Origin of the sequence: Streptomyces sp. NPDC048504 (assembly GCF_043200035.1) — a bacterium.
Classification (GTDB): Bacteria; Actinomycetota; Actinomycetes; order Streptomycetales; family Streptomycetaceae; genus Streptomyces.
In genome coordinates, this window is sequence record NZ_JBICXA010000002.1 from 63,406 (window position 1) to 87,163 (window position 23,758).

At 71.6% G+C, this 23,758-nt stretch carries 22 protein-coding genes; 14 read left to right on the forward strand and 8 right to left on the reverse strand.

The window, feature by feature from the left end:
• Nucleotides 1-87: 87 nt before the first annotated feature.
• A complete protein-coding gene (locus tag ACGFY9_RS04560; RefSeq protein WP_393751907.1) occupies nt 88-1,269 on the forward strand; it encodes a serine hydrolase domain-containing protein in 1,182 nt (393 codons plus the stop codon).
• An 81-nt stretch (nt 1,270-1,350) separates the two neighbouring features.
• Here ACGFY9_RS04560 and hutI read toward each other — a convergent pair whose 3' ends face one another.
• The 4 genes from hutI to hutU form a co-directional block, all read right to left on the reverse strand.
• Nucleotides 1,351-2,553, reverse strand: a complete 1,203-nt coding sequence (gene hutI, locus ACGFY9_RS04565) for an imidazolonepropionase (protein ID WP_393751909.1) — start codon at nt 2,551-2,553, stop codon at nt 1,351-1,353.
• 59 nt (nt 2,554-2,612) lie between these two features.
• Nucleotides 2,613-3,959, reverse strand: a complete 1,347-nt coding sequence (locus ACGFY9_RS04570) for a formimidoylglutamate deiminase (protein ID WP_393751911.1) — start codon at nt 3,957-3,959, stop codon at nt 2,613-2,615.
• Nucleotides 3,956-5,170, reverse strand: coding sequence for an allantoate amidohydrolase (locus ACGFY9_RS04575; protein ID WP_393752835.1), 1,215 nt, complete (start codon nt 5,168-5,170; stop codon nt 3,956-3,958). Before ACGFY9_RS04575 ends, ACGFY9_RS04570 begins: the two co-directional genes overlap by 4 nt.
• A 170-nt stretch (nt 5,171-5,340) precedes the next feature.
• The gene (gene hutU, locus ACGFY9_RS04580; RefSeq protein ID WP_393751912.1) at nt 5,341-7,005 is read right to left on the reverse strand and encodes a urocanate hydratase; all 1,665 of its coding nucleotides are present in this window, start codon (nt 7,003-7,005) and stop codon (nt 5,341-5,343) included.
• A 151-nt stretch (nt 7,006-7,156) separates the two neighbouring features.
• On the opposite strand from hutU, the gene ACGFY9_RS04585 reads away from it, so the two are divergent.
• From ACGFY9_RS04585 to ACGFY9_RS04605, 5 genes are all read left to right on the forward strand, one after another.
• Nucleotides 7,157-8,575, forward strand: coding sequence for a diaminopimelate decarboxylase (locus ACGFY9_RS04585; protein WP_393751914.1), 1,419 nt, complete (start codon nt 7,157-7,159; stop codon nt 8,573-8,575).
• Nucleotides 8,576-8,758: 183 nt separating this feature from the next.
• The gene (locus tag ACGFY9_RS04590; protein WP_393751916.1) at nt 8,759-9,157 is read left to right on the forward strand and encodes a hypothetical protein; all 399 of its coding nucleotides are present in this window, start codon (nt 8,759-8,761) and stop codon (nt 9,155-9,157) included.
• Entirely contained in the window at nt 9,154-9,972 is an 819-nt protein-coding gene (locus tag ACGFY9_RS04595; protein ID WP_393751918.1) for a transcriptional regulator, read from the forward strand. The genes ACGFY9_RS04590 and ACGFY9_RS04595 overlap by 4 nt, the downstream gene beginning before the upstream one ends.
• Before the next feature lie 34 nt (nt 9,973-10,006).
• On the forward strand, nt 10,007-10,531 hold the full coding sequence (locus ACGFY9_RS04600; protein WP_393751920.1) for a roadblock/LC7 domain-containing protein: 525 nt from the start codon (nt 10,007-10,009) through the stop codon (nt 10,529-10,531).
• Nucleotides 10,532-10,553: 22 nt separating this feature from the next.
• Nucleotides 10,554-10,928, forward strand: coding sequence for a hypothetical protein (locus ACGFY9_RS04605; protein WP_393751922.1), 375 nt, complete (start codon nt 10,554-10,556; stop codon nt 10,926-10,928).
• Between the two features lie 11 nt (nt 10,929-10,939).
• Here ACGFY9_RS04605 and ACGFY9_RS04610 read toward each other — a convergent pair whose 3' ends face one another.
• The 3 genes from ACGFY9_RS04610 to ACGFY9_RS04620 all read right to left on the reverse strand — a co-directional run bounded on the left by ACGFY9_RS04610 (nt 10,940) and on the right by ACGFY9_RS04620 (nt 14,255).
• Nucleotides 10,940-11,533 carry a hypothetical protein gene (locus ACGFY9_RS04610; RefSeq protein ID WP_393751924.1) on the reverse strand — a complete coding sequence of 198 codons (594 nt, stop codon included), beginning with the start codon at nt 11,531-11,533 and terminating at the stop codon, nt 10,940-10,942.
• A 173-nt stretch (nt 11,534-11,706) separates the two neighbouring features.
• Nucleotides 11,707-12,543: a MurR/RpiR family transcriptional regulator gene (locus ACGFY9_RS04615; protein WP_393751926.1), complete on the reverse strand. Its 837-nt coding sequence runs from the start codon at nt 12,541-12,543 to the stop codon at nt 11,707-11,709.
• A gap of 92 nt (nt 12,544-12,635) precedes the next feature.
• Nucleotides 12,636-14,255: an aromatic amino acid ammonia-lyase gene (locus ACGFY9_RS04620; protein ID WP_393751927.1), complete on the reverse strand. Its 1,620-nt coding sequence runs from the start codon at nt 14,253-14,255 to the stop codon at nt 12,636-12,638.
• 142 nt (nt 14,256-14,397) lie between these two features.
• Between ACGFY9_RS04620 and ACGFY9_RS04625 the strand changes: the two genes are divergently transcribed.
• The 7 genes from ACGFY9_RS04625 to ACGFY9_RS04655 all read left to right on the forward strand — a co-directional run bounded on the left by ACGFY9_RS04625 (nt 14,398) and on the right by ACGFY9_RS04655 (nt 20,600).
• Nucleotides 14,398-15,432 (forward strand): ABC transporter ATP-binding protein, encoded by a 1,035-nt coding sequence (locus ACGFY9_RS04625; protein WP_393751928.1) that lies wholly within the window; start codon nt 14,398-14,400, stop codon nt 15,430-15,432.
• Entirely contained in the window at nt 15,429-16,070 is a 642-nt protein-coding gene (locus tag ACGFY9_RS04630; protein WP_327403516.1) for an ABC transporter permease, read from the forward strand. The genes ACGFY9_RS04625 and ACGFY9_RS04630 overlap by 4 nt, the downstream gene beginning before the upstream one ends.
• Nucleotides 16,070-16,732, forward strand: coding sequence for an ABC transporter permease (locus tag ACGFY9_RS04635; protein WP_393751930.1), 663 nt, complete (start codon nt 16,070-16,072; stop codon nt 16,730-16,732). The genes ACGFY9_RS04630 and ACGFY9_RS04635 overlap by 1 nt, the downstream gene beginning before the upstream one ends.
• Nucleotides 16,733-16,751: 19 nt before the next feature.
• Nucleotides 16,752-17,687 carry an ABC transporter substrate-binding protein gene (locus ACGFY9_RS04640; RefSeq protein WP_393751932.1) on the forward strand — a complete coding sequence of 312 codons (936 nt, stop codon included), beginning with the start codon at nt 16,752-16,754 and terminating at the stop codon, nt 17,685-17,687.
• 133 nt (nt 17,688-17,820) lie between these two features.
• Nucleotides 17,821-18,489 carry a carbonic anhydrase gene (locus ACGFY9_RS04645; protein ID WP_393751934.1) on the forward strand — a complete coding sequence of 223 codons (669 nt, stop codon included), beginning with the start codon at nt 17,821-17,823 and terminating at the stop codon, nt 18,487-18,489.
• A 58-nt stretch (nt 18,490-18,547) separates the two neighbouring features.
• Entirely contained in the window at nt 18,548-20,149 is a 1,602-nt protein-coding gene (locus tag ACGFY9_RS04650) for a SulP family inorganic anion transporter (protein ID WP_393751936.1), read from the forward strand.
• A gap of 19 nt (nt 20,150-20,168) precedes the next feature.
• Nucleotides 20,169-20,600 (forward strand): hypothetical protein, encoded by a 432-nt coding sequence (locus tag ACGFY9_RS04655; RefSeq protein ID WP_393752836.1) that lies wholly within the window; start codon nt 20,169-20,171, stop codon nt 20,598-20,600.
• 371 nt (nt 20,601-20,971) lie between these two features.
• Here the strand turns inward: ACGFY9_RS04655 and ACGFY9_RS04660 are convergent, their stop codons facing one another.
• A complete protein-coding gene (locus ACGFY9_RS04660; RefSeq protein WP_393751938.1) occupies nt 20,972-22,363 on the reverse strand; it encodes a cystathionine beta-synthase in 1,392 nt (463 codons plus the stop codon).
• A 148-nt stretch (nt 22,364-22,511) separates the two neighbouring features.
• On the opposite strand from ACGFY9_RS04660, the gene ACGFY9_RS04665 reads away from it, so the two are divergent.
• Nucleotides 22,512-23,549 carry an SGNH/GDSL hydrolase family protein gene (locus ACGFY9_RS04665; RefSeq protein WP_393751940.1) on the forward strand — a complete coding sequence of 346 codons (1,038 nt, stop codon included), beginning with the start codon at nt 22,512-22,514 and terminating at the stop codon, nt 23,547-23,549.
• Nucleotides 23,550-23,758: the final 209 nt, after the last annotated feature.

The following is a 23,758-nucleotide window of genomic DNA, read 5'->3' on the forward strand; positions in this document are numbered from 1 at the left end:
GCACGCCCGCGCCGGGGGCTAACCCCCACTCCGATCCTGGGGCACACCGGATCGCACCCCACCGGACCCCGAAACTAGCGTTCAGCCATGACTTCGGCCCTACGGAAGCCCCTCGCCCTGGCGCTCGGCATCGCCACGCTGCTCGCCGCCGAGATGGGCACCGCCGTAGCCCAGCCCGCCAGTCCCTCCCCTGCGGAGCAGTTGCGTCAGGACACCGAGGCGATCCACGCTCTGGGTGTCAGCGGAGTGCAGGCCCGCACGGTCGCGCCGGACGGCCGGGAGTCCGTCGCCGCCAGCGGTACCGCCGACCTGGACACCGGCCGCCCGGTCCGTTCCGACGGGTATTTCCGTATGGCCAGCACGTCCAAGACGCTGGTCGCCACCGTGGTACTGCAACTGGAGACCGAGGGCAGGCTGTCGCTGGACGTCACGGTCGACCACTGGCTGCCGGGCGTGGTGCGGGGCAACGGCAACGACGGCACCCGCATGACCATCCGCCAACTGCTCCAGCACACCAGCGGAATCCACGACGACCTCCCCGGATACACCACGCCGGAGGAGTACTACCAGCAGCGCTACGACGTCCACAGCCCCGGGCAGTTGGTCGCTCGCGCCATGGCCCACGCGCCGGACTTCCCGCCAGGCGAGGGCTGGAGCTACTCCAACACCGGTTACGTCCTGCTCGACGCCGTCATCCAGAAGGCCACCGGCCGACCCGCCCACCAGGAGATCGACGAACGTATTCTCCGTCCGCTCGGCCTCAACCAGACTCGCTGGGGCGGTACTTCGTCCGCCCTGCCCCGTCCGCACGCGAAGGCCTATCAACTCTTCGGGCCCGATTCCTTGGTGGACGTCACCGAGCAGATACCCGTGGACTACGAGAACCTCTCCTACGTCACGACCACCCGCGACGAGAACACCTTCCTCCGCGCGCTGCTCGCCGGCCGCCTGCTGCCGCCGCGACAGCTCACCGAGATGAAACGGACCGTCCCCGTGAGCGCGGAGGTCCAACAGCTCTGGCCCGGCGGCCGCTACGGACTCGGCCTGGCCGAACGCCCCCTGAGCTGCGGAGGAACCTACTGGAGCCACGAGGGAGGGGACGGCGGCTACATCACCCTCAACGGCGCCACCGACAACGGCAGTCGAAGCGCCGTCGTCTCCATGTCCGAGGCCCGCGGCGACACCCTGGAACACATCCTCGCCCAGGAGAACGCGGCCAGCACCCTGATCGACCACGCGTTGTGCGCCGGGAGCCCCAACACCCCGTGATCAGAGCAGAGTTACCGGGCCCCCACCCTCTGGACGCTGTAGTCCTTTCTAACCAGTCACAACGCATAGCAGCGGTTAGATCTACCCCCAGCTTCCAGCAACCGCCCGCGCCCCCCGCCGCCACACCTCAGTCACCAACGGCACCCCCGGCCGATAAGCCAGATGCACATGGCTCGGCGCGTCCAGCAGGATCAGGTCCGCGCGCGCGCCCACCGCAACCCGCCCCACGTCGTCCCGTCGCAGTGCCGCCGCACCGCCCGCCGTGGCCGCCCATACCGCCTCGTCCGGCGTCATCCCCATGTCCCGTACCGCCAGCGCGATGCAGAAGGGGACGGAGGACGTGAAGGACGAACCCGGGTTGCAGTCCGTCGACAACGCGACCGTGACGCCCGCGTCCAACAGGCGGCGTGCGTCCGGCCATTCCGCGCGCGTCGAGAACTCGGCGCCGGGGAGCAACGTGGCGACTGTCGCGCCGCTCGCCAGCGCGTCCACGTCCGCGTCCGTGAGGTGCGTGCAGTGGTCCGCGCTCGCCGCGTCCAGTTCTACGGCGAGTTGGACGCCGGGGCCGTAGGAGAGCTGGTTGGCGTGAATGCGTGGGTGCAGGCCCTTCGCCTTGCCCGCCGTCAGGATCGCGCGTGCCTGGTCGCCGTCGAACGCGCCCTTCTCGCAGAACACGTCGATCCAACGGGCGTGCGGGGCACAGGCGTTGAGCATCTCGCCGGTGACCAGGGACACGTACGCGGCCGGGTCGTCGGCGTAGTCGGGCGAGACGATGTGCGCGCCGAGGTACGTCACCTCGTCGGTGTGCGCGGCGGCGATGCGGAGGGCGCGGGACTCGTCGGCGACCGTCAGGCCGTAGCCCGACTTCGTCTCGAAGGTGGTGGTGCCCTGGCGGAGGGCCTCGGTCAGGTAACGGGTGAGGTTCGCCTCCAGTTCCGCGTCGCTCGCCGCGCGCGTCGCCGCGACCGTCGTACGGATGCCGCCCGCGCTGTACGCCCGCCCGGACATGCGGGCGTTGAACTCCTGCGTGCGGTCGCCGGCGAAGACGAGGTGCGAGTGGGAGTCCACGAAGCCCGGCAGGACCGCCCGTCCACCGGCGTCGACCCGATTGTCAGTGGCGGGTGCTTTGCTTGATTCACCGGTCCACGCGATGCGGTCGCCGTCGATGACGACGGCCGCGTCCTGGATCAGACCGAGGGGAGATCTGTCACCGAGGGAGGGGTCGTTGGTGACCAGCGTGGCGATGTTGGTGATGACAGTGGTGCTGGTGCTGGTGCCGCTCATCGTGTCCTCGTGGGTGCGGGGGATCGTGGCCTCGTGGGTGCGTGGGGTGGCGATCGGCTCTACGCGCGCAGGGCTTCGACGGCTGCGGCGAGCGCCTGCGGTACGTCCGGTACGAGCGCGTGCGCCCCGTCGCGTACGACGTGCCTGCCGCCCACGATCGTGTGCCGTACGTCCGCTGCCGTCGCCGCGAATACGGCCGTCTCGGCGCCGAGCCTGGGCACCGGCCCCGCTGTCCTGACCGAGTCGAGCGCGATCGTCGTGAAGTCGGCGAGGGCGCCCGGTTCGAGGATTCCCGCCTGGTCCCAGCCCAGCGCCGCGTGGCCGTCGGCCGAGGCCGCGCGGAGCAGGGCCGCCGCCGTCCAGTGACCCCTCGTGCGGGTGCGGAGGCGCTCGTTCAGCTCCATCGCGCGGGCCTCTTCGAGGAGGTCGATGACTGCGTGACTGTCCGAGCCCAGGGAGAGAGGGGAGCCAGCTCGCTGGAGGGCGACCGCCGGGCCGATGCCGTCCGCGAGGTCCCGTTCCGTCGTCGGGCACATACAGGTGCCGGTGCCCGAACGCCCCAGCAGCGCGATGTCCTCGTCCGTGAGGTGCGTGTTGTGGACGCCGGTGGTGCGGGGTCCCAACACCCCGTGGTCGGCGAGGAGTTGGGTCGGGGTGCAGTCGTGGGCCGTGCGGCAGGCGTCGTTCTCCGCCGTCTGCTCGGAGAGGTGGACGTGGAGCGGGGCCCGGCGCTCCTCGGCCCAGCGCGCCACGGTCGCCAACTCCCTTGCGGGCACCGCCCGAACGGAGTGGATGGCGGCACCGATCCTCGCGTGATCCCGTTCCTTGAGAAGTGAACAGCGTTCGGCCCAGGCGTCCGCGCTTCCGTCGGAGAAGCGGAGCTGGTGGCGGTTGGGGGGCTGTCCGAAGCCGGAGGAGAAGTAGGCGGTGTCGAGGAGGGTGATGCGGACACCGGCTTCGGAGGCGGCGGCGACGAGGGCCTCGCCCATGGCGTTGGGGTCGGCGTACGGGGTGCCGCCGTGGGCGTGGTGCACGTAGTGGAACTCGCCCACCGCCGTGATCCCGGCCAGCGCCATCTCCGCGTACACCGCGCGGGCCAGTGCGTGGTAGGTGTCCGGGGTGAGCTGGTCGGCGAAGGAGTACATGAGCTCACGCCAGGTCCAGAAGGTGCCGGAGCCGACCTGCACGGTGCCGCGCAGGGCACGGTGGAAGGCGTGGCTGTGGGCGTTGGCGAGGCCGGGGAGGGTGAGGCCGCGGAGGGTCTCGGCACCCGGGGGTGGGGCGTCAACTCCCTTGCGGACGGCGGCGATCCGGCCGTCCCTCACCTCCAGGGCGACGCCCGGCTCGACGTTGGTGTCGAGCCAGGCGTGTTCCAGCCAGTACGTCCGCGTGGTGGGGTGCGTCACCTGCAGGCCAGCCCTTCCAGTACGTCGGCGAGTGCGGTCACCCCGGCCACGCAGTCGTCCTCGGCCGCGAACTCGGCCGGGGAGTGCGAGACGCCCGTGGGGTTGCGCACGAACAGCATGGCGGTCGGGATGCTCCCGGAGAGGATTCCGGCGTCGTGTCCGGCACCGGTGCCGAGGACGGGAACGGTCAGCTCCGTCTCCTTCCCCTTCTCCTTCCCCAGGACTCGGGCGAGTTCGTCGCGCAGGGCGTGGTCGAACTCGACGACGGGGGTGAAGGACTCCCGGACGATGTCGAGGTCGATGCCGCGCGCCTCCGCGTACTCGCGGGCCGCCTTCTCGACGCCGGTGACCACGGTGTCGAGGGTCTGCTGGTCGGCGGCGCGGGAGTCGAGCCAGCCACGCACCAGGGAGGGGATGGCGTTGACGCCGTTCGGTTCCACGGCGATCTTCCCGAACGTGGCCACCGCGCCCGCGAGTTGGGCCTCGCGGCGGGCGGCGAGCACGGTCTCGGCGTACGACAGCATGGGGTCCCGCCGGTCCACCAGCCTCGTCGTACCGGCGTGATTGGCCTCACCCCGGAAGTCGAACCGCCACCGCCCGTGCGGCCAGATGGCGCTGGCGATGCCGACCCGGTCGCCGGACAGGTCCAGCGCGCGGCCCTGTTCGACATGCAGCTCGACGAACGCGCCGATGCGGGCGAGCCGTTCGGGGTCGGGGCCGATGGCGTCGGCGTCGTAACCGGCGGCCGCCATGGCCTGCGGCAGCGTGACCCCGTCGCCGTCGGTCAGCCGGTGTGCCTGCTCGACGGTGAGCTGCCCGGCGGTCAGCCGCGACCCGACACAGGCGAGCCCGAAGCGGGCCCCTTCCTCGTCACCGAAGTTCACGATGGCGAGCGGCCTGGTGAACTCCACTCCCCTGCCCCGCAGTTCATCGAGCGCGGCGAAGGACGACACGACCCCGAGGGGCCCGTCGAAGGCCCCGCCATCGGGCACCGAGTCGAGATGCGACCCGGTGACGACAGCGTCCCCGGCGGCGGGGTCGCCCAGCCAGGCCCATTGGTTGCCGTTGCGGTCGAGTTCGTAAGCCAGCCCGCGAGCCTCGGCTTGCGCCTTGAACCAGGCCCGGCATTCGGCATCGGCGCCGGTCCAGGCGTAGCGGCGGTAGCCACGAGAGTCGGGGTGCCGCCCGATGGGGAGCAGTTCGCGCCACATCTCGTGGAAGGAGGGCGTGTTGTGGCTTGCAGCCTGGCTGTGACCCTCAGGCCGCTCAGGCTGTGGGCAGTCGTTCCGCAGGGCGGAACGGGTGGGCACAGCCGGACCTGCGGTCGGCGACGAAGCCCCCGCCCCCACCGAGGAGTTGCCGCGCCCGCCCTCGACATCCGTCACGCGTCTCCACCCTCGCGCATCGGCACCCGCACACCCCGCTCGTCGGCGACCCGCTCCGCGATGTCGTAGCCGGCGTCGACGTGCCGGATGACGCCCATGCCGGGGTCGTTGGTCAGGACGCGGCGGATCTTCTCGCCGGCGAGAGCCGTGCCGTCGGCGACCGTGACCTGGCCCGCGTGGATGGAGCGGCCCATGCCGACGCCGCCGCCGTGGTGGATGGAGACCCAGGAGGCGCCGGAGGCGACGTTGACCATGGCGTTCAGCAGGGGCCAGTCGGCGATCGCGTCGGAGCCGTCGAGCATGGCCTCGGTCTCGCGGTACGGGGAGGCGACGGAGCCGGAGTCCAGGTGGTCGCGGCCGATGACCAGCGGGGCGGCCAGCTCGCCGGAGGCCACCATGTCGTTGAAGCGCTCGCCGGCCTTGTCGCGCTCGCCGTAGCCGAGCCAGCAGATGCGGGCGGGCAGGCCCTGGAAGTGGACGCGTTCGCCCGCCATCTTGATCCAGCGGTGCAGGGATTCGTTGTCGGGGAAGAGGTCGAGGATCGCCTTGTCCGTCTTGTGGATGTCGGACGCCTCGCCGGACAGGGCGGCCCAGCGGAAGGGGCCCTTGCCCTCGGAGAACAGGGGGCGGATGTAGGCGGGGACGAAGCCGGGGAAGGCGAACGCCCGCTCGTACCCGGCGAGTTGGGCCTCGCCGCGGATCGAGTTGCCGTAGTCGAAGACCTCGGCGCCGGCGTCCATGAAGCCGACCATCGCCTCGACGTGCTTGGCCATGGACTCGCGGGCGCGGGCGGTGAAGCCCGCCGGGTCCTTGGCGGCGGCGTCGGCCATGTCCTCGAAGGCGATGCCGATCGGCAGGTAGGCCAGCGGGTCGTGGGCCGAGGTCTGGTCGGTCACGATGTCGATGGGGGCGCCCTCGGCGAGCATCTGCGGGAACAGTTCGGCGGCGTTGCCGAGAAGGCCGATGGAGAGCGGGCGGCGGGCGTCACGGGCCTCGACGGCCAACTCCAAAGCGTGGCGCAGGCTGTCGGCCTTGACGTCGAGGTAGCGGTGCTCGATGCGGCGCTCGATGGCGCGCGGGTCGACGTCGATACAGATCGCGACGCCGTCGTTCATCGTGACCGCGAGGGGCTGGGCACCGCCCATGCCACCGAGGCCGGCGGTGAGGGTGATGGTTCCGGCGAGGGTGCCGTTGAACTTCTTCGCGGCGACGGCGGCGAAGGTCTCGTACGTGCCCTGGAGGATGCCCTGGGTGCCGATGTAGATCCAGGAGCCGGCCGTCATCTGGCCGTACATGGTGAGCCCGAGGGCCTCCAGGCGCCGGAACTCCTCCCAGTTGGCCCAGTCGCCGACGAGGTTGGAGTTGGCGATGAGCACGCGCGGCGCCCACTCGTGGGTCTGCATCACGCCGACCGGGCGGCCCGACTGGACGAGCATCGTCTCGTCCTGCTTCAGGGTGCGCAGCGTGCGGACCATGGCGTCGAAGGAGCGCCAGTCGCGGGCGGCCTTGCCGGTGCCGCCGTAGACGACGAGCTTGTCGGGGTGTTCGGCGACCTCGGGGTCCAGGTTGTTCTGCAGCATCCGCAGAGCGGCTTCCTGCTGCCATCCCAGGGCGCTCAGTTCCGTACCGCGCGGTGCTCGTACGGGGCGGGGTCCTGACATGGTCTGCCTCCTAGCGGACTGCTCTCTCAGCGGATTTCCTACTACAGCTATTCACATCCTGGCTTCGTGAATAGAACTAGTCAATACATCGGGGCGTCTCTGTGGGCAGGCTCTGAGTGTTTGGCCGGATGTACCGACCATGGGCGACGACATGACGGGGGCTCCAGTGAACGACGGAAACCAGGGTCACACGGACGGCACCGATCCCGGCACGGATCCCGGCGCCGAACGCACCGCCCGCCGGGACGAAGCCGTACAGGCCGCCGTGGAGCAGGGGCTGCTGGGGCCCGGTGCCCCCATCGCCGCGCTGCTGGACGTCACCGGTATCCGGGAGTCGGCGGCGGCGCTGCGCGCGGCGTTCGACGCGGTGACGGCGCCCGGGACGCCCGTGCTGCACGCGTTCGCCGTGAAGGCGAGTCCGCTCGTGCCGGTGCTGCGGCTGCTGCACGAGGAGGGCATCGGCGCGGAGGTGGCGAGCCCCGGTGAGCTGGCCCTGGCGCGGGCGGCGGGCGTACGGCCGGAGCGGACGGTGCTGGACGCGCCCGCGAAGACGCCGGCGGAGCTGCGGGAGGCGCTGGCGCTGGGGATCGCGGTGAACGCCGACAACCCGCAGGAGCTGGAGCGGATCGACGCGCTGATGCGGTCGGCGACCAGTCGCTCCCCGCTGGGGATCCGGGTCAATCCGCAGATCGGCGGCGGGTCGATCGCCGCGCTGTCCACGGCTACGGCGACCTCGAAGTTCGGGGTGGCGCTGCGGGACGAGGGGGCGCGGGAGTGGGTGGTGCGGGCGTACGCGGAGCGGCCGTGGCTGACCCGGCTGCACGCGCACACCGGGTCGCAGGGCATCCCGCTGTCGCTGCTGGCGCGGGGCGTGGCGGAGACGTACGAACTGGCCGAGGAGATCAACGCGCGGCTCGGGCGGCCGCAGATCGACACGCTCGACATCGGCGGCGGCCTGGGGGTGAACTTCGGTTCGGACGCGACGGCCCCGACGTACGCACAGTACGCGCGGCTGCTCAGGGAGGCGGTGCCGGGGCTGTTCGACGGGCGGTACGGGCTGGTGACCGAGTTCGGGCGGTCGATGCTGGCCAAGCAGGGCACGGTGGTGGCCCGGGTCGAGTACGCGAAGAGCGCCGGGGGACGGCCGATCGCGATCACGCACGCGGGCGTGCAGGTGGCGACGCGGACGGTGTACGCGCCGCAGTCGTGGCCGCTGCGGATCGCCGCCTACGACGGGAAGGGGCGGCCCAAGTCGGGGGCGGACGTGGTGCAGGACGTCGCCGGGCCCGCCTGCTTCGCGGGTGACCTGCTGGCCGAGGGGCAGGCGTTGCCCTTGCTGGAGCAGGGGGACTACGCGGCCGCGCTGGACACCGGGGCGTACTACTTCGCGGCGCACTACGCCTACAACTCCCTTGCCCGGCCCGGGATCTACGGCTTCGTGCGGGACGGTGCCGGGGGCGTGTCGTTCGCGACCGTGCGGGAGCCGCAGACGGTGGCGGAGATCGTGGCCGAATCCGGCGGGGCGCACGCCGCCGCGCTCACCACCCTCCGCGCGCCCGGGAGCCGTTGACGCACGCCCGTGCGAGCAGGGTTCAACTGACCCATGCAACTCATGTGAAAACGGGGTCAGTTGACCCACCTTAGTCACTCGGGCGCATGTTCCACTGGAAAATGCCAGATCCCTCACCCCTCGGCCACACGGTGCGTAGCTTCGTCGTCACTCAGCCGAACCGCAGGCGGGAGGGGAGCCACGGTGCCCGGAATCGACGAGTGCTTACTTGAGGCCATGCGACTGCCCGGTGCCCGGGGCGCCGCGCTGGTCGACTGGACGAGCGGGCTGGCCCTGGGCGTCGTCGGGGAGTCGCCCGGGGGTGACCAGGAGGCCAGTGCCGCCGAGGCCGCCGAGCTGGCGCGGCTCGCGGCGGAGCACCGGGCGTTCGCGTCCGTCGGGGAGGACGGTGAGACGGCCGACGATCCTCCGCTGGAGGATCTGATCGTCAGCAACCGGGACAGCTATCACGTGCTCCGGTTCGTGCGGACGTCGTTCGACAGCAGTGTGTTCCTGCATCTGTGGCTGGCCCGCGCGGAGGGCAACCTCGCGCTGGCCCGGATCCGGCTCGGCGAGATGGCCGGACGGCTGGTGCTGGGATGACCGCGGTCAAGGCCACGCCCACCACCCCGCCGCCCCGGCTGCCCGTGCGGGCCAAGTCCGCGGCCGGCGACCGGGGTTGGGGCGGTGTCTCGCCGATGCTGACACGGCTCGCCGCCGAGGAGGCCACCGGTGTCCTCGTCCGCGAGCGCGGCAGCCTTCATCTCGTGGCCGGCCGGGTCGTGCACGCCGAGAGCCCGTCCGCCCCCGGCCTCGACCTCCTCCTCACCGCGCACGGCACCCTGCGTGCCGGCGCCTGGGAGGCCGCGGCCAAGGCGACCGACGACCGGCACACCACGACCCGGCTCCTGCTGGACGGCGGCCTGTTGAGCCCCGGCGCACTCGAACTGTGCCATCTCGGGGCGCTGTACGACGCGGCGTACTTCGTGCTCGCGCCGAGCAGCACCCCGGGCCGTTTCCGCTACGGCGTCACGCATCCGCTCGGTTCCGTGCGGCCGGTTCCGGTGGCCGCACTGGAGCGCGAGACGCTGCGCCGCCGCGATCTGCTGCACCGCGTGTGGCCGGACGCGGCGACGGACGGCGCGCCGCTGGTGCGGGCCGACCCCGTCGCGCCGCCGCCGATCACGGCCCGGCAGGCGGCGGTGCTGGCACGGGTGGACGGCGTCCGCACGGCGCCGGACATCGCACGGGCGCTGGGGCGGCGGGCGTACCCCACGCTGCTGGACGTCCGGCGGCTGGTGTCGGCGGGGCTCGTGTCGCCCCGGCCGCCCGCGCCCGCCGCCGCTCCCCTGCCCGACGTCACCGATCCCGACATCACCTTGCTGAAGAGGCTCAGAGATGCGCTGGAGGCCCTTTGAGTGGCAGCGAGCACGCGCCGAGAGGAGAGAGCCGATGGCCTCCGAGGCAGAGATCCTCGACGAGCTGCGCCGGTTGAGAGCCCGCGTGCCCCAGTTGACCGGGGCGCTGGCGGCGGGCGTCGACGGTCTCGTCCTGGCGCAGGACACCCCGGGCGTCGAGCCGGAACGGGTGGCCGCGCTCACCGTGACAGCGCTCGGCGTGGCCGTACGGATGGCGGACGCGACCGGGCAGGGCGACTTCCGCGAGCTGATCGTGCGCGGGGTCTACGGCTATGTCGCGACCTACGCGGCGGGCCGCGGCGCCGTGCTGACCGTGCTCGCCCAGGACCGCGTCCACGTCGGACGGCTGCTGCTGGAGGGCCGCCGCGCGGGGGCCCGGATCGGCGAGCTGGTCGACGCCGAGGCCGCGGCCGAGGCCAGAGCGGCCGTGACGGAGACGCCGGCCGAAGCGGCACCGCCCGCCAAGGCACCCCCGAAAACCACCACCGCACGAACGAGAACACCGCGCGCACCACGCACCACCACAGGCACCAACGCGCGGACCACCACGGAAAGCTGAACGGAACCAAAGGAGCACTGTCATGGCCAACACCGAAACCTCCCTCAAAGAGGCGCTGACCTCCATCGAGGGCGCGACCGGGGTCGCGCTCGTCGACTACACCAGCGGTATGGCGCTCGGCACGATGGGCGGCAGCAAGACCTTCGACCTCGGCGTCGCCGCCGCCGGGAACACCGACGTCGTGCGCTCCAAGCTGCGCACGATGGAACACCTCGGCCTGAAGGGCGAGATCGAGGACATCCTGATCACCCTGTCCAGCCAGTACCACCTGATCCGCCTGATCAAAGGACGCGGCGGCAACGGCCTGTTCCTCTACCTGGTCCTGGACTCCAACCGGGCCAACCTGGCCATGGCCAGGCACCAGTTGAAGAAGATCGAGGCGGACCTGGAGGTCTAGCCGAACCCGGGTCAGGCGAAGACGTCGCTACGGCGGCGCGCCCCGCCCGGGGTCGCGTCGCCCGCGGCGATGCCGGTGGAGCGGTAGCCCTTGACCGGCTTGCCGGCGGGGGCGCCGCCGCGCCCGTTCAGCCAGTCGACGCGGATCCACAGCAGGACGTCGTCGGCACGCTCGCGGCGACCCAGCCAGGCGGCTTTCAGTCGCAGCCCGGTACCGGCACCGGCGAGCAGCATGCCGCCCGCCGCGGGCACCGCGAACGAACTCGCCAGCGCGAGCGCGAAGGCGAGCACGAGCCACCAACGGTGGGCGCGGCGCCAGTTCCGCGTGCTCACCGCGCGGTCCTGGAGCACGTCGTGCTTCCCGGCCCGGGCGGCACCGCGGGCCAGCGCGGTGTACCGCCGACGCCGCGTGTACGACACCACGACCGCCGCGACGATGAACAGCGCGGCCCCGGCCATCACCCCGATCCGGCGCCCGGTGACACCGGGCAGCAGCACCCCGACACCCGCCGCCAGCACCCCGAACCACCACATCGGGGCCGCCCCGGCCCGTACGACGACTGCCACTCGGGCCAGCCCCTGGACTCTGCGATCTCCGCGTGCCACGTCCCGCCTCCTGGTCGTCCCGGCACAGTTCTGTCCGGCCGGGAGACTAGTGAGCGAACGTGAGACGAGTCTGAGAACTCGGCAGCTGGGACGGGTTTTCCCGGCTGGGCGGGGCGCGACCAGCCACAGCGCACCCGCACCCGACAACCCCGCCTCCGCCCGCGCAGCGCCTTTCACTCCACAAACAACCCCCGCGCCGCCGCCCGAGCGTCGAACTCCTCAAGCCTCGCCTGCGCATCCGGCAAGTCATCGCACATCGCCTCCAACAACACCCGCCCGAGCAGCATCGGCGCGCAGGCCGTGTCGAAGGCGAGGCCGGTGCCGACCGCGGCCGGGATCAGGAGGTCGGAGACCTTGGCGACGGGGGCGAACGCCGAGTCCGCGACGGTGACGACGGTCAGGCCCGCCTCCCTCGCGTACGCCAGGGTGTCGACGACCTCGCGCGGGTGCCGGGGCAGCGCGAAGCACAGGAGGGTGGTGGCGCCGGCCCGGACGGCCGCGTCGATCCGGTCGTGGATCATCGTGCCGCCCTCGTTGAGCAGCCGTACGTCCGGATGGACCTTGGCGGCGAAGTACGCGAAGCCGTAGGCCTGGGAGGCCGCCGCGCGCAGACCGAGCACGGGCAGCGGGCGCGAGGCGGCGAGGAGACGCCCCGCCTTCGCGACCGGGCGGGGGTCGGCCAGTATCTCCGCGAGGTGCTTCAGGTTCTCGATCTCGGCCTCTACGGCCTGCTGGTACTCGTTGTACGACGCCGTGTCCGGGGCCGACTCGGCGGGCGCGACCTCGCGGAGGTGTTTGCGCAGCGCCGGGTAGCCGTCGAAGCCGAGGGCGACCGCGAAGCGGGTCACGGAGGGCTGGCTGACGCCGGCGAGTTCGGCGAGTTCGACGCTGGAGAGGAACGGCACGTCGGCGGCACGGCGCACCATGCTGTGCGCGATGCGCCGCTGGGTCGGCGTGAGCCGGTGCCCCTCGAAGAGCGCCTGCAGCCGGGCGGCCGGGCTGTCGGTCACACCCGCACTCCTGTCCGCGGCCCCATCCGCAGCCCCATCCGCAGCCCCATCCGCGCTTCCCTCCACGATCCCGTCCACACTCCTGTCCACGCTCATGACGCGCTCCCCCTCCAGATCTCCGTGAACCGGTCCAGCAGGCCCGCCGCCGCCGTCACATCGTCCGTGAGCGGCCGGTCCGCCGTCTCGTCGTCGAGCACCGATTCGGCCAGCTCCAGCGCGCGGCCGACCGGGAGTTCCGGGTCGGGCCGCAGACCGCGCTGACGCAACGCCCGTACGGCGGCGACCAGTTCGCAGCCGACGACGAGACGGTACGCGCGGCAGGCACGCAGTGTCTGACGTGCGGCGAGCGAGGCGAAGCTGGCCTGTTCCTCGACGCCCCGGGAGAGTACAGCGTGCCCGAGCGAGGCGGGAGCCGAGAACGCGCGCAGGTCGCCGAGGGCGGCCGCGGCTGCGTACTCCAGGATCATGACCCCGGAGGACGCGGCCTCGTTGTCCGCGAGGAACGGCTTGAGCCGGGTGAACGCGGGCTCGTTCAGCGAGGAGAGCCGTGACGTCGACAGCCGGGCGACCTGGGTGAGCGCGAGCCTGAAGTGGTCCAGGGCGAGGACGAGTTGGGCCTGGTAGAAGCCGCCGTGGTGGTAGGCGGTCATGTCCTCGGCGGAGATGAAGGGGTTCTCGGCGGCGGCGTTGATCTCGATCGCCAGCACCTCCTCCAACGCGTCCGCCGCGTCGTGCGCGGGACCATGGATCTGCGGCAGACACCGGAACCCGTACGGGTCCTGAATCCGCCCGAGCGGAGGAGTGGGCCGGTCCGCGGCCCCGATCAACTCCCGCATCCGCCGGGCGACTTCGGTCGACCCCCGGTGCGGCCGGGCGGCATGCACGGGCGCGGCGAACGGCTCGTGCGACCCGTCCACGGCAAGCAGCGAAAGCGCCCCGACGACCTGCGTGGCCCCGATCAGCCCCCGCAACTCGTGCAGGGCGAGGGCGGATTGGCCGAGGGTGAGGGCGTTGCTGCTGATGAGCGCGAGCGCGTCGTTGTTGTCGAGGGGTTGGGGCTCGGGAACTCCGGCGAGAGCATGGGGCTCGGGAACTCCGTTGAGCGGATGGGCACTTGAGGCCGGCCCAGTACGGCTGACGGAATCCCCGACACCAAGGCCGCCAACACCCCCCGCGACCCGCCAGGGATGCTCCCCCACCAACGCCAACCCCACCTGAGCCAGCGCCGCGATATCCCCCGTCCCCACCGACCCGAACTCGTTGACGACCGGATACACCCCGTTCTCCAGCGCCTCGCACAACGCCGTGACGACCGTGGGCCGTAGTCCCGCGCCCCCGGCCAGCAACTGGTTCGCGCGGACGGCGAGCATCGCCCGGACCTCCCGGGCCGGGAGCTCGTCGCCGATCGCTCCGGCGTGGCTGCGGAGGAGCCGCAGACCGTGTTCAGCCGCGGCCTCGGTGGGCACATCCTCGTTCCGGTTGGCGCCCACGCCCGTCGAGCGGCCGTAGACGCGGCCCGTCGCGGCGATCTGGCGGGCCGCGTCCCAGGACTCGGTCGCGCGCTTCATCGCGTCGGTGCCGGCGACCGGTCGGGCGTCCCCGTCGGCGAGGCGTACGACGTCGATGACCCCGAAGCCGACCCCGTCGAGGACGACCAGATCGGTGCCTCCGGACAGCGCCACATCGGAGGCGTCCACGATCTGAGACGACATAAGGCGACGAACTCCCCTCAATCAGGACACTCGATCTTGCCTGCCGGTCATCCGTTACCTCGGATTAACGCGGAGACATTGACAAACTATTCAGACACCAAGAACTCTGCATGACGTTATACAGCCGGGCAAGGGACAACTCATGATCCAGTTCGACGCGGTCCACAAACGCTTCCCCAACGGCACGACAGCAGTTCACGACCTCTCCCTGGAGATGCCGGAAGGCGGGGTCACCGTACTGGTCGGGTCCTCCGGTTGCGGCAAGACGACCACCCTTCGGATGATCAACCGGATGATCGACCCGACCTCGGGCGTCATCAAGGTCGGCGGCAAGGACGTCACCCAGCAGGACGCGGCCGAACTGCGCCGTTCCATCGGGTACGTCATCCAGCAGTCGGGCCTCTTCCCGCACCGCACGGTGCTGGACAACATCGCCACCGTGCCGCTGCTGCTGGGCCACGGCCGGAGGAAGGCCAGGGCCCGCGCGGCCGAGCTGCTGGAGACCGTCGGCCTCGCCGCCGACGCCGGGAAGCGCTACCCGCACCAGCTCTCCGGCGGCCAGCAGCAGCGCGTCGGCGTGGCCCGCGCGCTCGCCGCCGACCCGCCGGTGCTCCTGATGGACGAGCCCTTCGGCGCCGTGGACCCGGTGGTCCGCACCCAGCTCCAGGACGAACTCCTGCGCCTGCAGAAGGAGTTGAACAAGACCATCGTCTTCGTCACGCACGACATCGACGAGGCCGTACGGCTCGGCGACCGCATCGCGATCTTCCGCACCGGCGGCCACCTCGTCCAGTGCGCGGCCCCCGCCGAACTCCTCGCCCGCCCGGCCGACGGCTTCGTCGCCGACTTCCTCGGCGCCGAACGCGGCCTCAAGCTGCTCTCCCTGAAGACCCTCGCCGAGGTCCCGCAGGGCCCGGCCCCCGAAGGCGGCACCTGGACCCTGGTCGTGGACGAGGCGCGCAAGCCGCTGCACTGGACATCCAAGGGTGCCGAGATACCCGTACGACCCCTCCAGGACGGCGACTCCCTGCTCGCCGCCCTCAACGAGTCCGTCGCCTCCCCGAACGGCCTGATCGCCCGCGTCGACGCGAACGGCGTCCTCACCGGCGTCTCCTCCCGCGACGACATCCACACCCACGCGGGCCAGGCCCATGCGGAAGCGCGAGTGGCGGCGTGACCATCGACTGGTCGTGGATAGGCGACCACACCGACGACCTCACCAGCCTCACGCTCTCGCATCTCCAGGCCGCGATGACCGCCGTCTTCTTCGGCCTGCTGATCTCGCTCCCGCTGGCGGTCGTGGCCCACCGGGTCCGCCCGCTCCGAGGTTTCCTGCTCGGCCTGTCGAACGTGCTCTTCACGATCCCGTCGATCGCGATCTTCGTGCTCCTGCTCCCGATCAGCGGCCTCACCCGTACGACCACGGTCATCGGCCTGACGGTCTACACGCTGGTCGTGCTGCTGCGGAACACCGTCGAGGGCCTCGACTCGGTCCCCGCGAAGACGAAGGAGGCCGCGAAGGCGATGGGCACGCGCCCCCTGCGCACGCTCCTCACCGTCGAACTCCCCCTCGCGCTCCCGGTGATCATGGCCGGTGTCCGTATCGCCACCGTCATGTCGATCTCGCTCGTCTCGGTCGCGACCTACATCGGCGACGGCGGCCTCGGCCAGCTCTTCACCGACGGCTTCCAGCGCGACTTCCCGACGCCGGTGATCGTGGGCGTGGTCCTCACCCTGCTGCTCGCCGTGGTCGCGGACGCGGCCCTGGTCGCCCTCCAGTACGTACTCACCCCGTGGAAGAGGCGGCGAGCCTGATGTTCGAACTCTTCAAGAACCTCGGCACGTGGCTGACCAGCGGCTCCCAGTGGGCCGGCACGGACGGCATCGCGCACCGCCTCGCCGAGCACCTCCAGTACTCGCTGCTCGCGACCCTCATCGCCGCCGCGATCGGCCTCCCGCTCGGCCTGCTGATCGGCCACACCGGCAAGGGCGCGTTCCTCGCGATCAACCTCGCCTCCTTCGGCCGCGCCCTTCCGACCGTCGGCCTGGTCGTCCTCGTCTTCCTCGCCAGCGGCCTGTCCATGTGGCCGGTGTACATCGCGCTGGTCGCCCTCGCGGTCCCGTCGATCGTCACGAACGCCTACGCAGGCATGACGGCCGTGGACCCGGACGTGAAGGACGCGGCCCGCGGCCAGGGCATGCGCGGCCACCAGGTCCTGTTCCAGGTCGAGTTGCCCCTCGCGCTCCCCCTGATCATGACCGGCCTGCGCCTCGCCCTCATCCAGGTGGTGGCCACCGCCACGATCGCCGCCTACGTCTCCTTCGGCGGCCTGGGCCGCTACGTCTTCGACGGACTCGCCCAGCGCGACCTCGTGCAGGTGCTCGGCGGGGCGGTGCTCGTCGCCGTCGTGGCCATCGCCCTGGACCTGGGCCTGTCCGCCCTCCAGCGCTTCCTCTTCCGCCACCGCACCGCCTAGGGAAACCGGGAACTCCGAAATGAACCGTCGCACCCTCCTCGGCGCCCTCGCCGGAACGGCCGTCGCCGTCCCCGTCCTGTCCTCCTGCGCGAGCGGCGTCACCTCGCTCGACGGCGGGGGCTCCAGCGGCGGTGGCAGCGCCTCCAGCAAGAACGGCGTCACCATCGGCACCGCCAACTTCACCGAGAACCAGGTCCTCGGCTACCTCTACGCCGCCGCCCTCGAAGCGGCCGGCGTGAAGGTCAAGGTCCGCCCCAACCTCGGCACCCGCGAGATCGTCTTCCCCGCCCTCAAGAGCGGCGACATCGACCTCCTCCCCGAGTACCAGGGCTCCCTGCTCACCTACCTCCAGCCCAAGTCCAAGGTCGCGGAGGCGGGCGAGATGCAGAACGCCCTCACCCTCGCCCTCCCCTCCGGCCTCCAGGTCCTGCCCTACGGCATCGCCGAGGACGCGGACTGCTTCGTCGTCACCCGCGCGACCGCCAAGAAGTACGGCCTGACCACGCTGGCCGACCTGGCGAAGCACAACGGCAAGCTCGTCATCGGCGCCTCCGCCGAGGTGAAGACCCGCCAGGTGGGCGTCGTAGGACTGAAGGACGTGTACGGCGTGGAGTTCAAGGAGTTCAAGTCCCTTGATTCCGACGGGCCGTTGGTGAAGGGCGCGCTGAAGAAGGGCGATGTGGACGTGGCGAACCTGTTCACCACCGACACCGACATCAAGGCCAACGACTGGGTGGTCCTGACCGACCCCAAGACCCTGATCCCCAGCCAGCACATCGTCCCGCTCATCGCCGACCGCGTGGCCGACCCCGTTGTCCGCAAGGCCCTCGCGCGGCTCGGCAACCTCCTCACCACGGCCCAGCTCACCGAGCTGAACCGACAGGTGGACAAGGACAAGAAGGACCCGGAGGACGTGGCGAACACGTATGCCAAACAGCACGGCATCACGAAGTAATGACGTGTCGATGATCTGACGAGGAATCAGCCAAGTGTCATTAAACGGACACTCAGGGTGACTGATCGCATGCGTAGGGTGATTGAGCGCTACAGCACAACGTGCTGAACAAGCACACCACCTGAGGAAACGCATGGCCTCGAACCGCAGGGCCTTTCTGACGGCCACCGCCGTCGGCGCGCTGGCCGCCGCCCCTACGACCGCCACCGCCGCCGTCGGCCCACGGCCCCACCCGGCCACCGCCCCCGCCGCGCTCGCCGAACTCCTGGACGGCAACCGCCGCTACGCCACCGACCACTCCCGCCACCCGGACGAGAGCCGCCGACTCCGTCACCAACTGGCCACCGCACAGCACCCGTTCGCGGTGATCGTCGGCTGCATCGACTCCCGGGTCCCGCCGGAGCTGGTCTTCGACCAGGGCCTCGGCGACCTGCTGTGCATAAGGACGGCCGGCGAGGTCCTGGACGAGGCGGTGCTCGCGTCCATCCAGTACGGGGTGGAGGAACTGCGCATCCCCCTGGTGCTGGTGCTCGGCCACGAGCGCTGCGGCGCGGTCGCGGCGACCCTCGCGCACCTGGAGACCGGCGCCCCCGTCCCCGGCCATCTCGCCCTCCTGGTCGACGAGATCAGCCCGGCCGCGCGCCGCACCCGCGCCCTGCCCGGCGACTGGGCCGAGCACACCATGCGGGCCCACACGGCCTGGGTCAGGGACGCGATCCGCGCCGACCCCGCCTTCACCTCCGCGCACGTCGTGGCGGCCCGCTTCGACCTCGACACGGGGCTCGTGTCGCTGCTGCCGTAGCCCCAACTCCCCACTGCCGTAAGCCTATTGCCCTCACGCTCCCCACGCGAAGAAGTCCATGAAGATGAACGGCGTGCTCTCCGTCCTGCCCTCCCCCGCCGACTTGCGCACCATGACCCGCGCCCCGCGCCGCGACCTCCTGTGCGGCCTCACGGTCGCCGTGGTCGCCCTCCCCCTGGCCCTCGGTTTCGGGGTGACGTCCGGTCTCGGCGCGGCCTCCGGCCTGATCACCGCGATCGTCGCGGGCTCGCTCGCCGCGCTGTTCGGCGGCTCCGCGCGCCAGGTCAGCGGGCCGACCGGCGCGATGACCGTGGTCCTCGTCCCGATCGTCCACGAGTACGGCGCGAACGGCGTCCTGACGGTCGGTCTGATCTCCGGCTTCATGCTCCTCGTGCTCGCCTTCGCCCGCGCGGGGGCGGCGATGGCGTACGTCCCCGCACCCGTGATCGCCGGTTTCACCATCGGCATCGCGTGTGTGATCGGGCTCCAGCAGGTGCCGTCGGCGCTGGGCGTGCCCACCCCGAGCGGTGACCAGGTCGCGGTGGTCGCGGCCCGGGCGGCCGAGGAGTTCGACGCGACCCCGCACTGGGCCGCGCTGCTGCTGGCCCTCGGTTCGGCGGCGCTGATGCTGGCGGGAGCGCGCTGGAAGCCCACAGTTCCCTTCTCCCTGGCGGCAGTTGGCGTGGCGACCGTCGTCTCGGAGGCGCTGCACCTGCACGTGACGCGCCTGGGCACGCTCCCGGCTTCTCTCCCCGCCCCCTCCCTCGCCTTCCTCGACGTATCCCGGGTCCCGTCCCTCCTCCTCCCCGCAGCGGCGGTGGCGGCGCTCGCGGCCCTGGAGTCCCTCCTCTCGGCCTCCGTCGCGGACGCGATGCGCCCCGGCGAACGCCACGACCCCGGCAAGGAGCTCTTCGGCCAGGGCATCGCCAACCTCGCGGCCCCGCTCTTCGGCGGTGTCCCGGCGACCGGCGCCATCGCCCGCACCGCCGTCAACGTCCGCACCGGCGCCACCTCCCGCCTGGCCGCCCTCGCGCACGCCGTGATCCTCGCCGGGATCGTCGCGGTCGCGGCGCCGCTGGTGGGCCGTATCCCGCTGGCCGCGCTGGCCGGAGTGCTGCTGGCGACGGCGGTCCGCATGGTGGAGACGGACGCGGTCCGCGCGATGGCCCGCTCGACGCACGGCGACGCCCTGGTCCTGGTCCTCACCGCGGCCGGCACCCTCGCCCTCGACCTGGTGCGCGCGGTCCTGATCGGCCTCGGCGTCTCGGTCCTGCTCGCCCTGCGCGCGGCGATGCGCGGCACCCGCCTGACCCCGGCCACGACCGACGAACTCCCCGCCGCCGCAGGCACGGTGACCTACCTCTTCGACGGCCCGCTCCTGTTCGCCGCCGCCCACCGCTTCCGCCGCAGCCTCGCGGACGTCCAGGACGTGACGGCCGTGGACCTACGGCTGTCGGGGCTGACGGCAGTCGACGCGACGGGGGCGCTCGCGCTGAAGGACGCGGTCGGGGAGCTGCGGGACCGGGGTATCGAGGTCCGGATCTCCGGTGTGGAGCACGGTGGTCATCGCCGGGTGCTGGAGTCGCTCGGGGTGCTCCCGGTGAACCCGACTTCCGACAGGGGGGCTATCCCCAGTGCGGCGGGCGCGGCGGCTCCCTAATCTGAGTCGCATGACGGGAATGGACGCGAACGACGTCGAACTCAAGAAGGAACTCAACGCCACCCTGCAGGCGCGCAGGGAACTCGGCGACGAGTACGAGTCGGCGCTGGTCGACTCGTTCCTGGAGAAGGTCGACCAGCGTATCGACGGCGCGGTGGAGCGCCGGGTGCGCCGGCAGATGGCCGAGCAGCAGATGGTGGTCGCGCGCGGTTCCCGCGGGCCGAAGGCCGCCACGGACTCCTGGGGTGAACGCTTCGGCTTCGGCATCGTCTCGATGGTCCTGGCGATCCCGCTGTCCGCGATCGGCGGCGGCATCGCCCACCTCCCCGGCCTGCTGGTGGCCTGGGCCGGCATCGTCGGCGTCAACGCCGTCCAGGCCGCCCGCACCAACCCGGGGCTCTTCGGCGGGCGGCGCCGTGGGTCCTCGCAGGACAGCGAGTGGGAGGACTGACCGTCCCGGTTGGGGAGTTGGGCCACTGCAGGGCCGTAGAAAAAGCTATGCGCGGGGACCGCCGCACCCCCCGTTGCCGGGAGGGCGGGACGACGGCGGTCCCCGCGAGGGACGCGTGCCGGGTCAGGGCCGGGCGTGCGCGTCCTAGGCGTCGGTGGAGGTCCGGGAGCCGCTCCGGAGGTCCGTGACGCCGTTTTTGTGTCGGCGAGGCGGGGAGCCGCTCCCGCCCTGCCGACATCCACTAATCTGCCCGACGCTTGTTAAGCGGGTGCTGCGTGGACGTGACGCGCTCGTACCACTTCCGCGAAGTCCACCGTTCCGGTGGGCAACCGCAAAGTCGCCGTCGGCACGGCCCGTTCACCGGACGTTTCCTACTGCTTCCCGCCCTTGGCGAGGAAGGACAGCAGGTCCTGCCGGCTGATGACACCGGTCGGCTTGCCCTCGACCAGGACGATCGCCGCGTCGGCGCCCCCGAGCACGGTCATCAGGTCGCCCACCGGCTCACCGGAGCCGACCTGCGGCAGCGGGGCCGACATGTGCTTCTCCAGCGGATCGGTCAGCGAGGCGCGCTGGGTGAACAGGGCGTCCAGCAGCTCCCGTTCGACGACCGAGCCGACGACCTCGGCCGCCATGACGTCCGGGTGACCGGCGCCCGGCTTCACGATCGGCATCTGCGAGACGCCGTACTCGCGCAGCACCTCGATGGCCTCGCCGACCGTCTCGTCCGGGTGCATGTGCACGAGGGACGGGATGGCGCCGTGCACCTTGTCGTTGAGGACGTCGGCGACGCGGGCGCTGGGACCCTCGTCCTCCAGGAAGCCGTAGTCGGCCATCCACTCGTCGTTGAAGATCTTGGAGAGGTACCCGCGCCCACTGTCGGGCAGCAGCACGACCACGACGTCGTCCGGCCCGAGCCGCTCGGCCACCCGCAGCGCGGCCACAACCGCCATCCCGCAGGAGCCGCCGACGAGCAGCCCCTCCTCCTTCGCCAGCCGGCGGGTCATCTGGAAGGAGTCCTTGTCGGACACGGCGACGATCTCGTCCGCGACGGTCCGGTCGTAGGCGGTCGGCCAGAAGTCCTCACCGACACCCTCGACGAGATACGGCCGCCCGGACCCGCCGGAGTAGACGGAGCCCTCGGGGTCGGCGCCCACGACCTGCACCCGGCCCTCGCTGGCGTCCTTGAGGTAGCGCCCGGTGCCGGAGATGGTCCCACCGGTCCCCACGCCAGCCACGAAGTGGGTGATCTTCCCCTCGGTCTGCTCCCAGAGCTCGGGGCCGGTCGAGTGGTAGTGGGAGAGCGGGTTGTTCGGGTTGGAGTACTGGTCCGGCTTCCAGGCGCCCGGCGTCTCACGGACCAGCCGGTCGGAGACGTTGTAGTACGAGTCCGGGTGCTCGGGGTCCACCGCGGTCGGGCACACGACCACCTCGGCGCCGTACGCGCGCAGCACGTTGATCTTGTCGGTGGACACCTTGTCGGGGCACACGAAGATGCAGTGATACCCCTTCTGCTGGGCGACGATGGCCAGGCCGACACCGGTGTTGCCGCTGGTCGGCTCGACGATGGTGCCGCCGGGCTGAAGCTCCCCGCTCTTCTCGGCCGCCTCGATCATGCGCAGCGCGATGCGGTCCTTCACGGATCCGCCGGGGTTGAAGTACTCCACCTTGGCGAGCACGGTCGCCTGGATGCCCGCGGTCACGCTGTTGAGCCTCAGCAGCGGGGTGTTGCCGACGAGGCTGATCATCGAGTCGTGGAATTGCACCGTTGTCTCCGGTTGCCGCAAAAGAAGTGGTCGTGATTGGTTCCGCCAGCCTAAGGCCCGAAATCCACGTTCACCGACTGTTGAGATTGGGCGACGTGCTGTTCGGGGCAAGGAGTGGATGACGGCTCAGAGGAGGTGGCGGCGGCGTATGACGAAGATGTCGAGGGCGCGGGTGGCCCGGCGGATCGCGGCCGGTGCGGCGTACGGCGGTGGCGGGGTCGGACTGGTGGGCGCGGCGGCGGTCGGGCTGGTGCTGGCCGAGGTCCGCTTCGTAAAGCGCCATGTGGGCAACGGCCATGCGCCGGGCAGCAACCATGTGCCGAGCGCGGACGGCCGGTACGGACATGTCTACGACACCCCGGGTGAACCCCCGATCCGGCTGACCATGCTCGGCGACTCCACGGCGGCGGGCCAGGGTGTCCACCGGGCGGCCCAGACCCCGGGCGCGCTGCTGGCCTCGGGCCTGGCGGCGGTCGCGGAACGCCCGGTCGAGCTGCACAACGTGGCCCTCCCCGGCGCCCAGTCCGACGACCTGGACCGCCAGGTGGCGCTGGCCCTCGCGGACACCACCCGGGTGCCCGACGTCTGCGTGATCATGATCGGCGCGAACGACGTCACCCACCGCATGCACCCGACCCGCTCGGTCCGTCACCTCTCGGCGACGGTACGACGGCTGCGCACGGCTGGCGCCGAGGTGGTCGTCGGCACCTGTCCCGACCTCGGGACGGTCGAGCAGGTCCAGCAGCCGTTGCGCTGGCTGGCCCGCCGGGCGTCCAGACAGCTGGCGGCGGCCCAGACGATCGGCACGGTCGAGCAGGGCGGGCGCACGGTGTCGCTGGGCGACCTGCTGGGCCCCGAGTTCGCGGCGAACCCCCGCGAGCTGTTCGGCCCGGACAACTTCCACCCCTCGGCGGAGGGCTACGCGACGGCGGCGATGGCCGTCCTGCCGACCGTGTGCGCCACCCTGGGCCTCTGGCCGGCCGAGGAGGACCGCCCGGACGCGTCCCGCCGCGAGGGCTTCCTGCCGGTGGCACGCGCTGCCGCGGAGGCGGCGTCGGAGGCGGGCACGGAGGTCACGGCGGCGATGCCGAGCGGGCCACGGGGGCCGTGGGCTCTGCTGAAGCGCCGGAAGAGGCGGCGGGTACCAGAACCGGAGGCGGCACCTTCCAGCCCGTCCGGCGTTTGAGGACGAGGCCGTTCAGGCCGATGGGGGTCTGGGGGCGCAGCCCCCAGGGACGCCCGCCCCTGCCGACCCGCCCGCTCGACCGCCGGGGGCCCAAGCAAGCGCTTAGAAACTGCGGCCAGGGTCACATAGCGATCCCCGTGACCTTCGCCATACGTACGGGTAACTTCCCAAGAAAGCCGTGCCAGTCCCCCGCACATACGCCAATGGAG

Bases quoted from the DNA above. Each gene is read 5' to 3' on its own strand.
- ACGFY9_RS04560 (WP_393751907.1), top strand. From the start codon at position 88: ATGACTTCGGCCCTACGGAAGCCCCTCGCCCTGGCGCTCGGCATCGCC.
- hutI (WP_393751909.1), bottom strand. From the start codon at position 2,553: ATGAGCGGCACCAGCACCAGCACCACTGTCATCACCAACATCGCCACG.
- ACGFY9_RS04575 (WP_393752835.1), bottom strand. From the start codon at position 5,170: ATGTGGCGCGAACTGCTCCCCATCGGGCGGCACCCCGACTCTCGTGGC.
- hutU (WP_393751912.1), bottom strand. From the start codon at position 7,005: ATGTCAGGACCCCGCCCCGTACGAGCACCGCGCGGTACGGAACTGAGC.
- ACGFY9_RS04585 (WP_393751914.1), top strand. From the start codon at position 7,157: ATGACGGGGGCTCCAGTGAACGACGGAAACCAGGGTCACACGGACGGC.
- ACGFY9_RS04595 (WP_393751918.1), top strand. From the start codon at position 9,154: ATGACCGCGGTCAAGGCCACGCCCACCACCCCGCCGCCCCGGCTGCCC.
- ACGFY9_RS04600 (WP_393751920.1), top strand. From the start codon at position 10,007: ATGGCCTCCGAGGCAGAGATCCTCGACGAGCTGCGCCGGTTGAGAGCC.
- ACGFY9_RS04605 (WP_393751922.1), top strand. From the start codon at position 10,554: ATGGCCAACACCGAAACCTCCCTCAAAGAGGCGCTGACCTCCATCGAG.
- ACGFY9_RS04620 (WP_393751927.1), bottom strand. From the start codon at position 14,255: ATGTCGTCTCAGATCGTGGACGCCTCCGATGTGGCGCTGTCCGGAGGC.
- ACGFY9_RS04625 (WP_393751928.1), top strand. From the start codon at position 14,398: ATGATCCAGTTCGACGCGGTCCACAAACGCTTCCCCAACGGCACGACA.
- ACGFY9_RS04635 (WP_393751930.1), top strand. From the start codon at position 16,070: ATGTTCGAACTCTTCAAGAACCTCGGCACGTGGCTGACCAGCGGCTCC.
- ACGFY9_RS04640 (WP_393751932.1), top strand. From the start codon at position 16,752: ATGAACCGTCGCACCCTCCTCGGCGCCCTCGCCGGAACGGCCGTCGCC.
- ACGFY9_RS04645 (WP_393751934.1), top strand. From the start codon at position 17,821: ATGGCCTCGAACCGCAGGGCCTTTCTGACGGCCACCGCCGTCGGCGCG.
- ACGFY9_RS04650 (WP_393751936.1), top strand. From the start codon at position 18,548: ATGAAGATGAACGGCGTGCTCTCCGTCCTGCCCTCCCCCGCCGACTTG.
- ACGFY9_RS04655 (WP_393752836.1), top strand. From the start codon at position 20,169: ATGGACGCGAACGACGTCGAACTCAAGAAGGAACTCAACGCCACCCTG.
- ACGFY9_RS04665 (WP_393751940.1), top strand. From the start codon at position 22,512: ATGACGAAGATGTCGAGGGCGCGGGTGGCCCGGCGGATCGCGGCCGGT.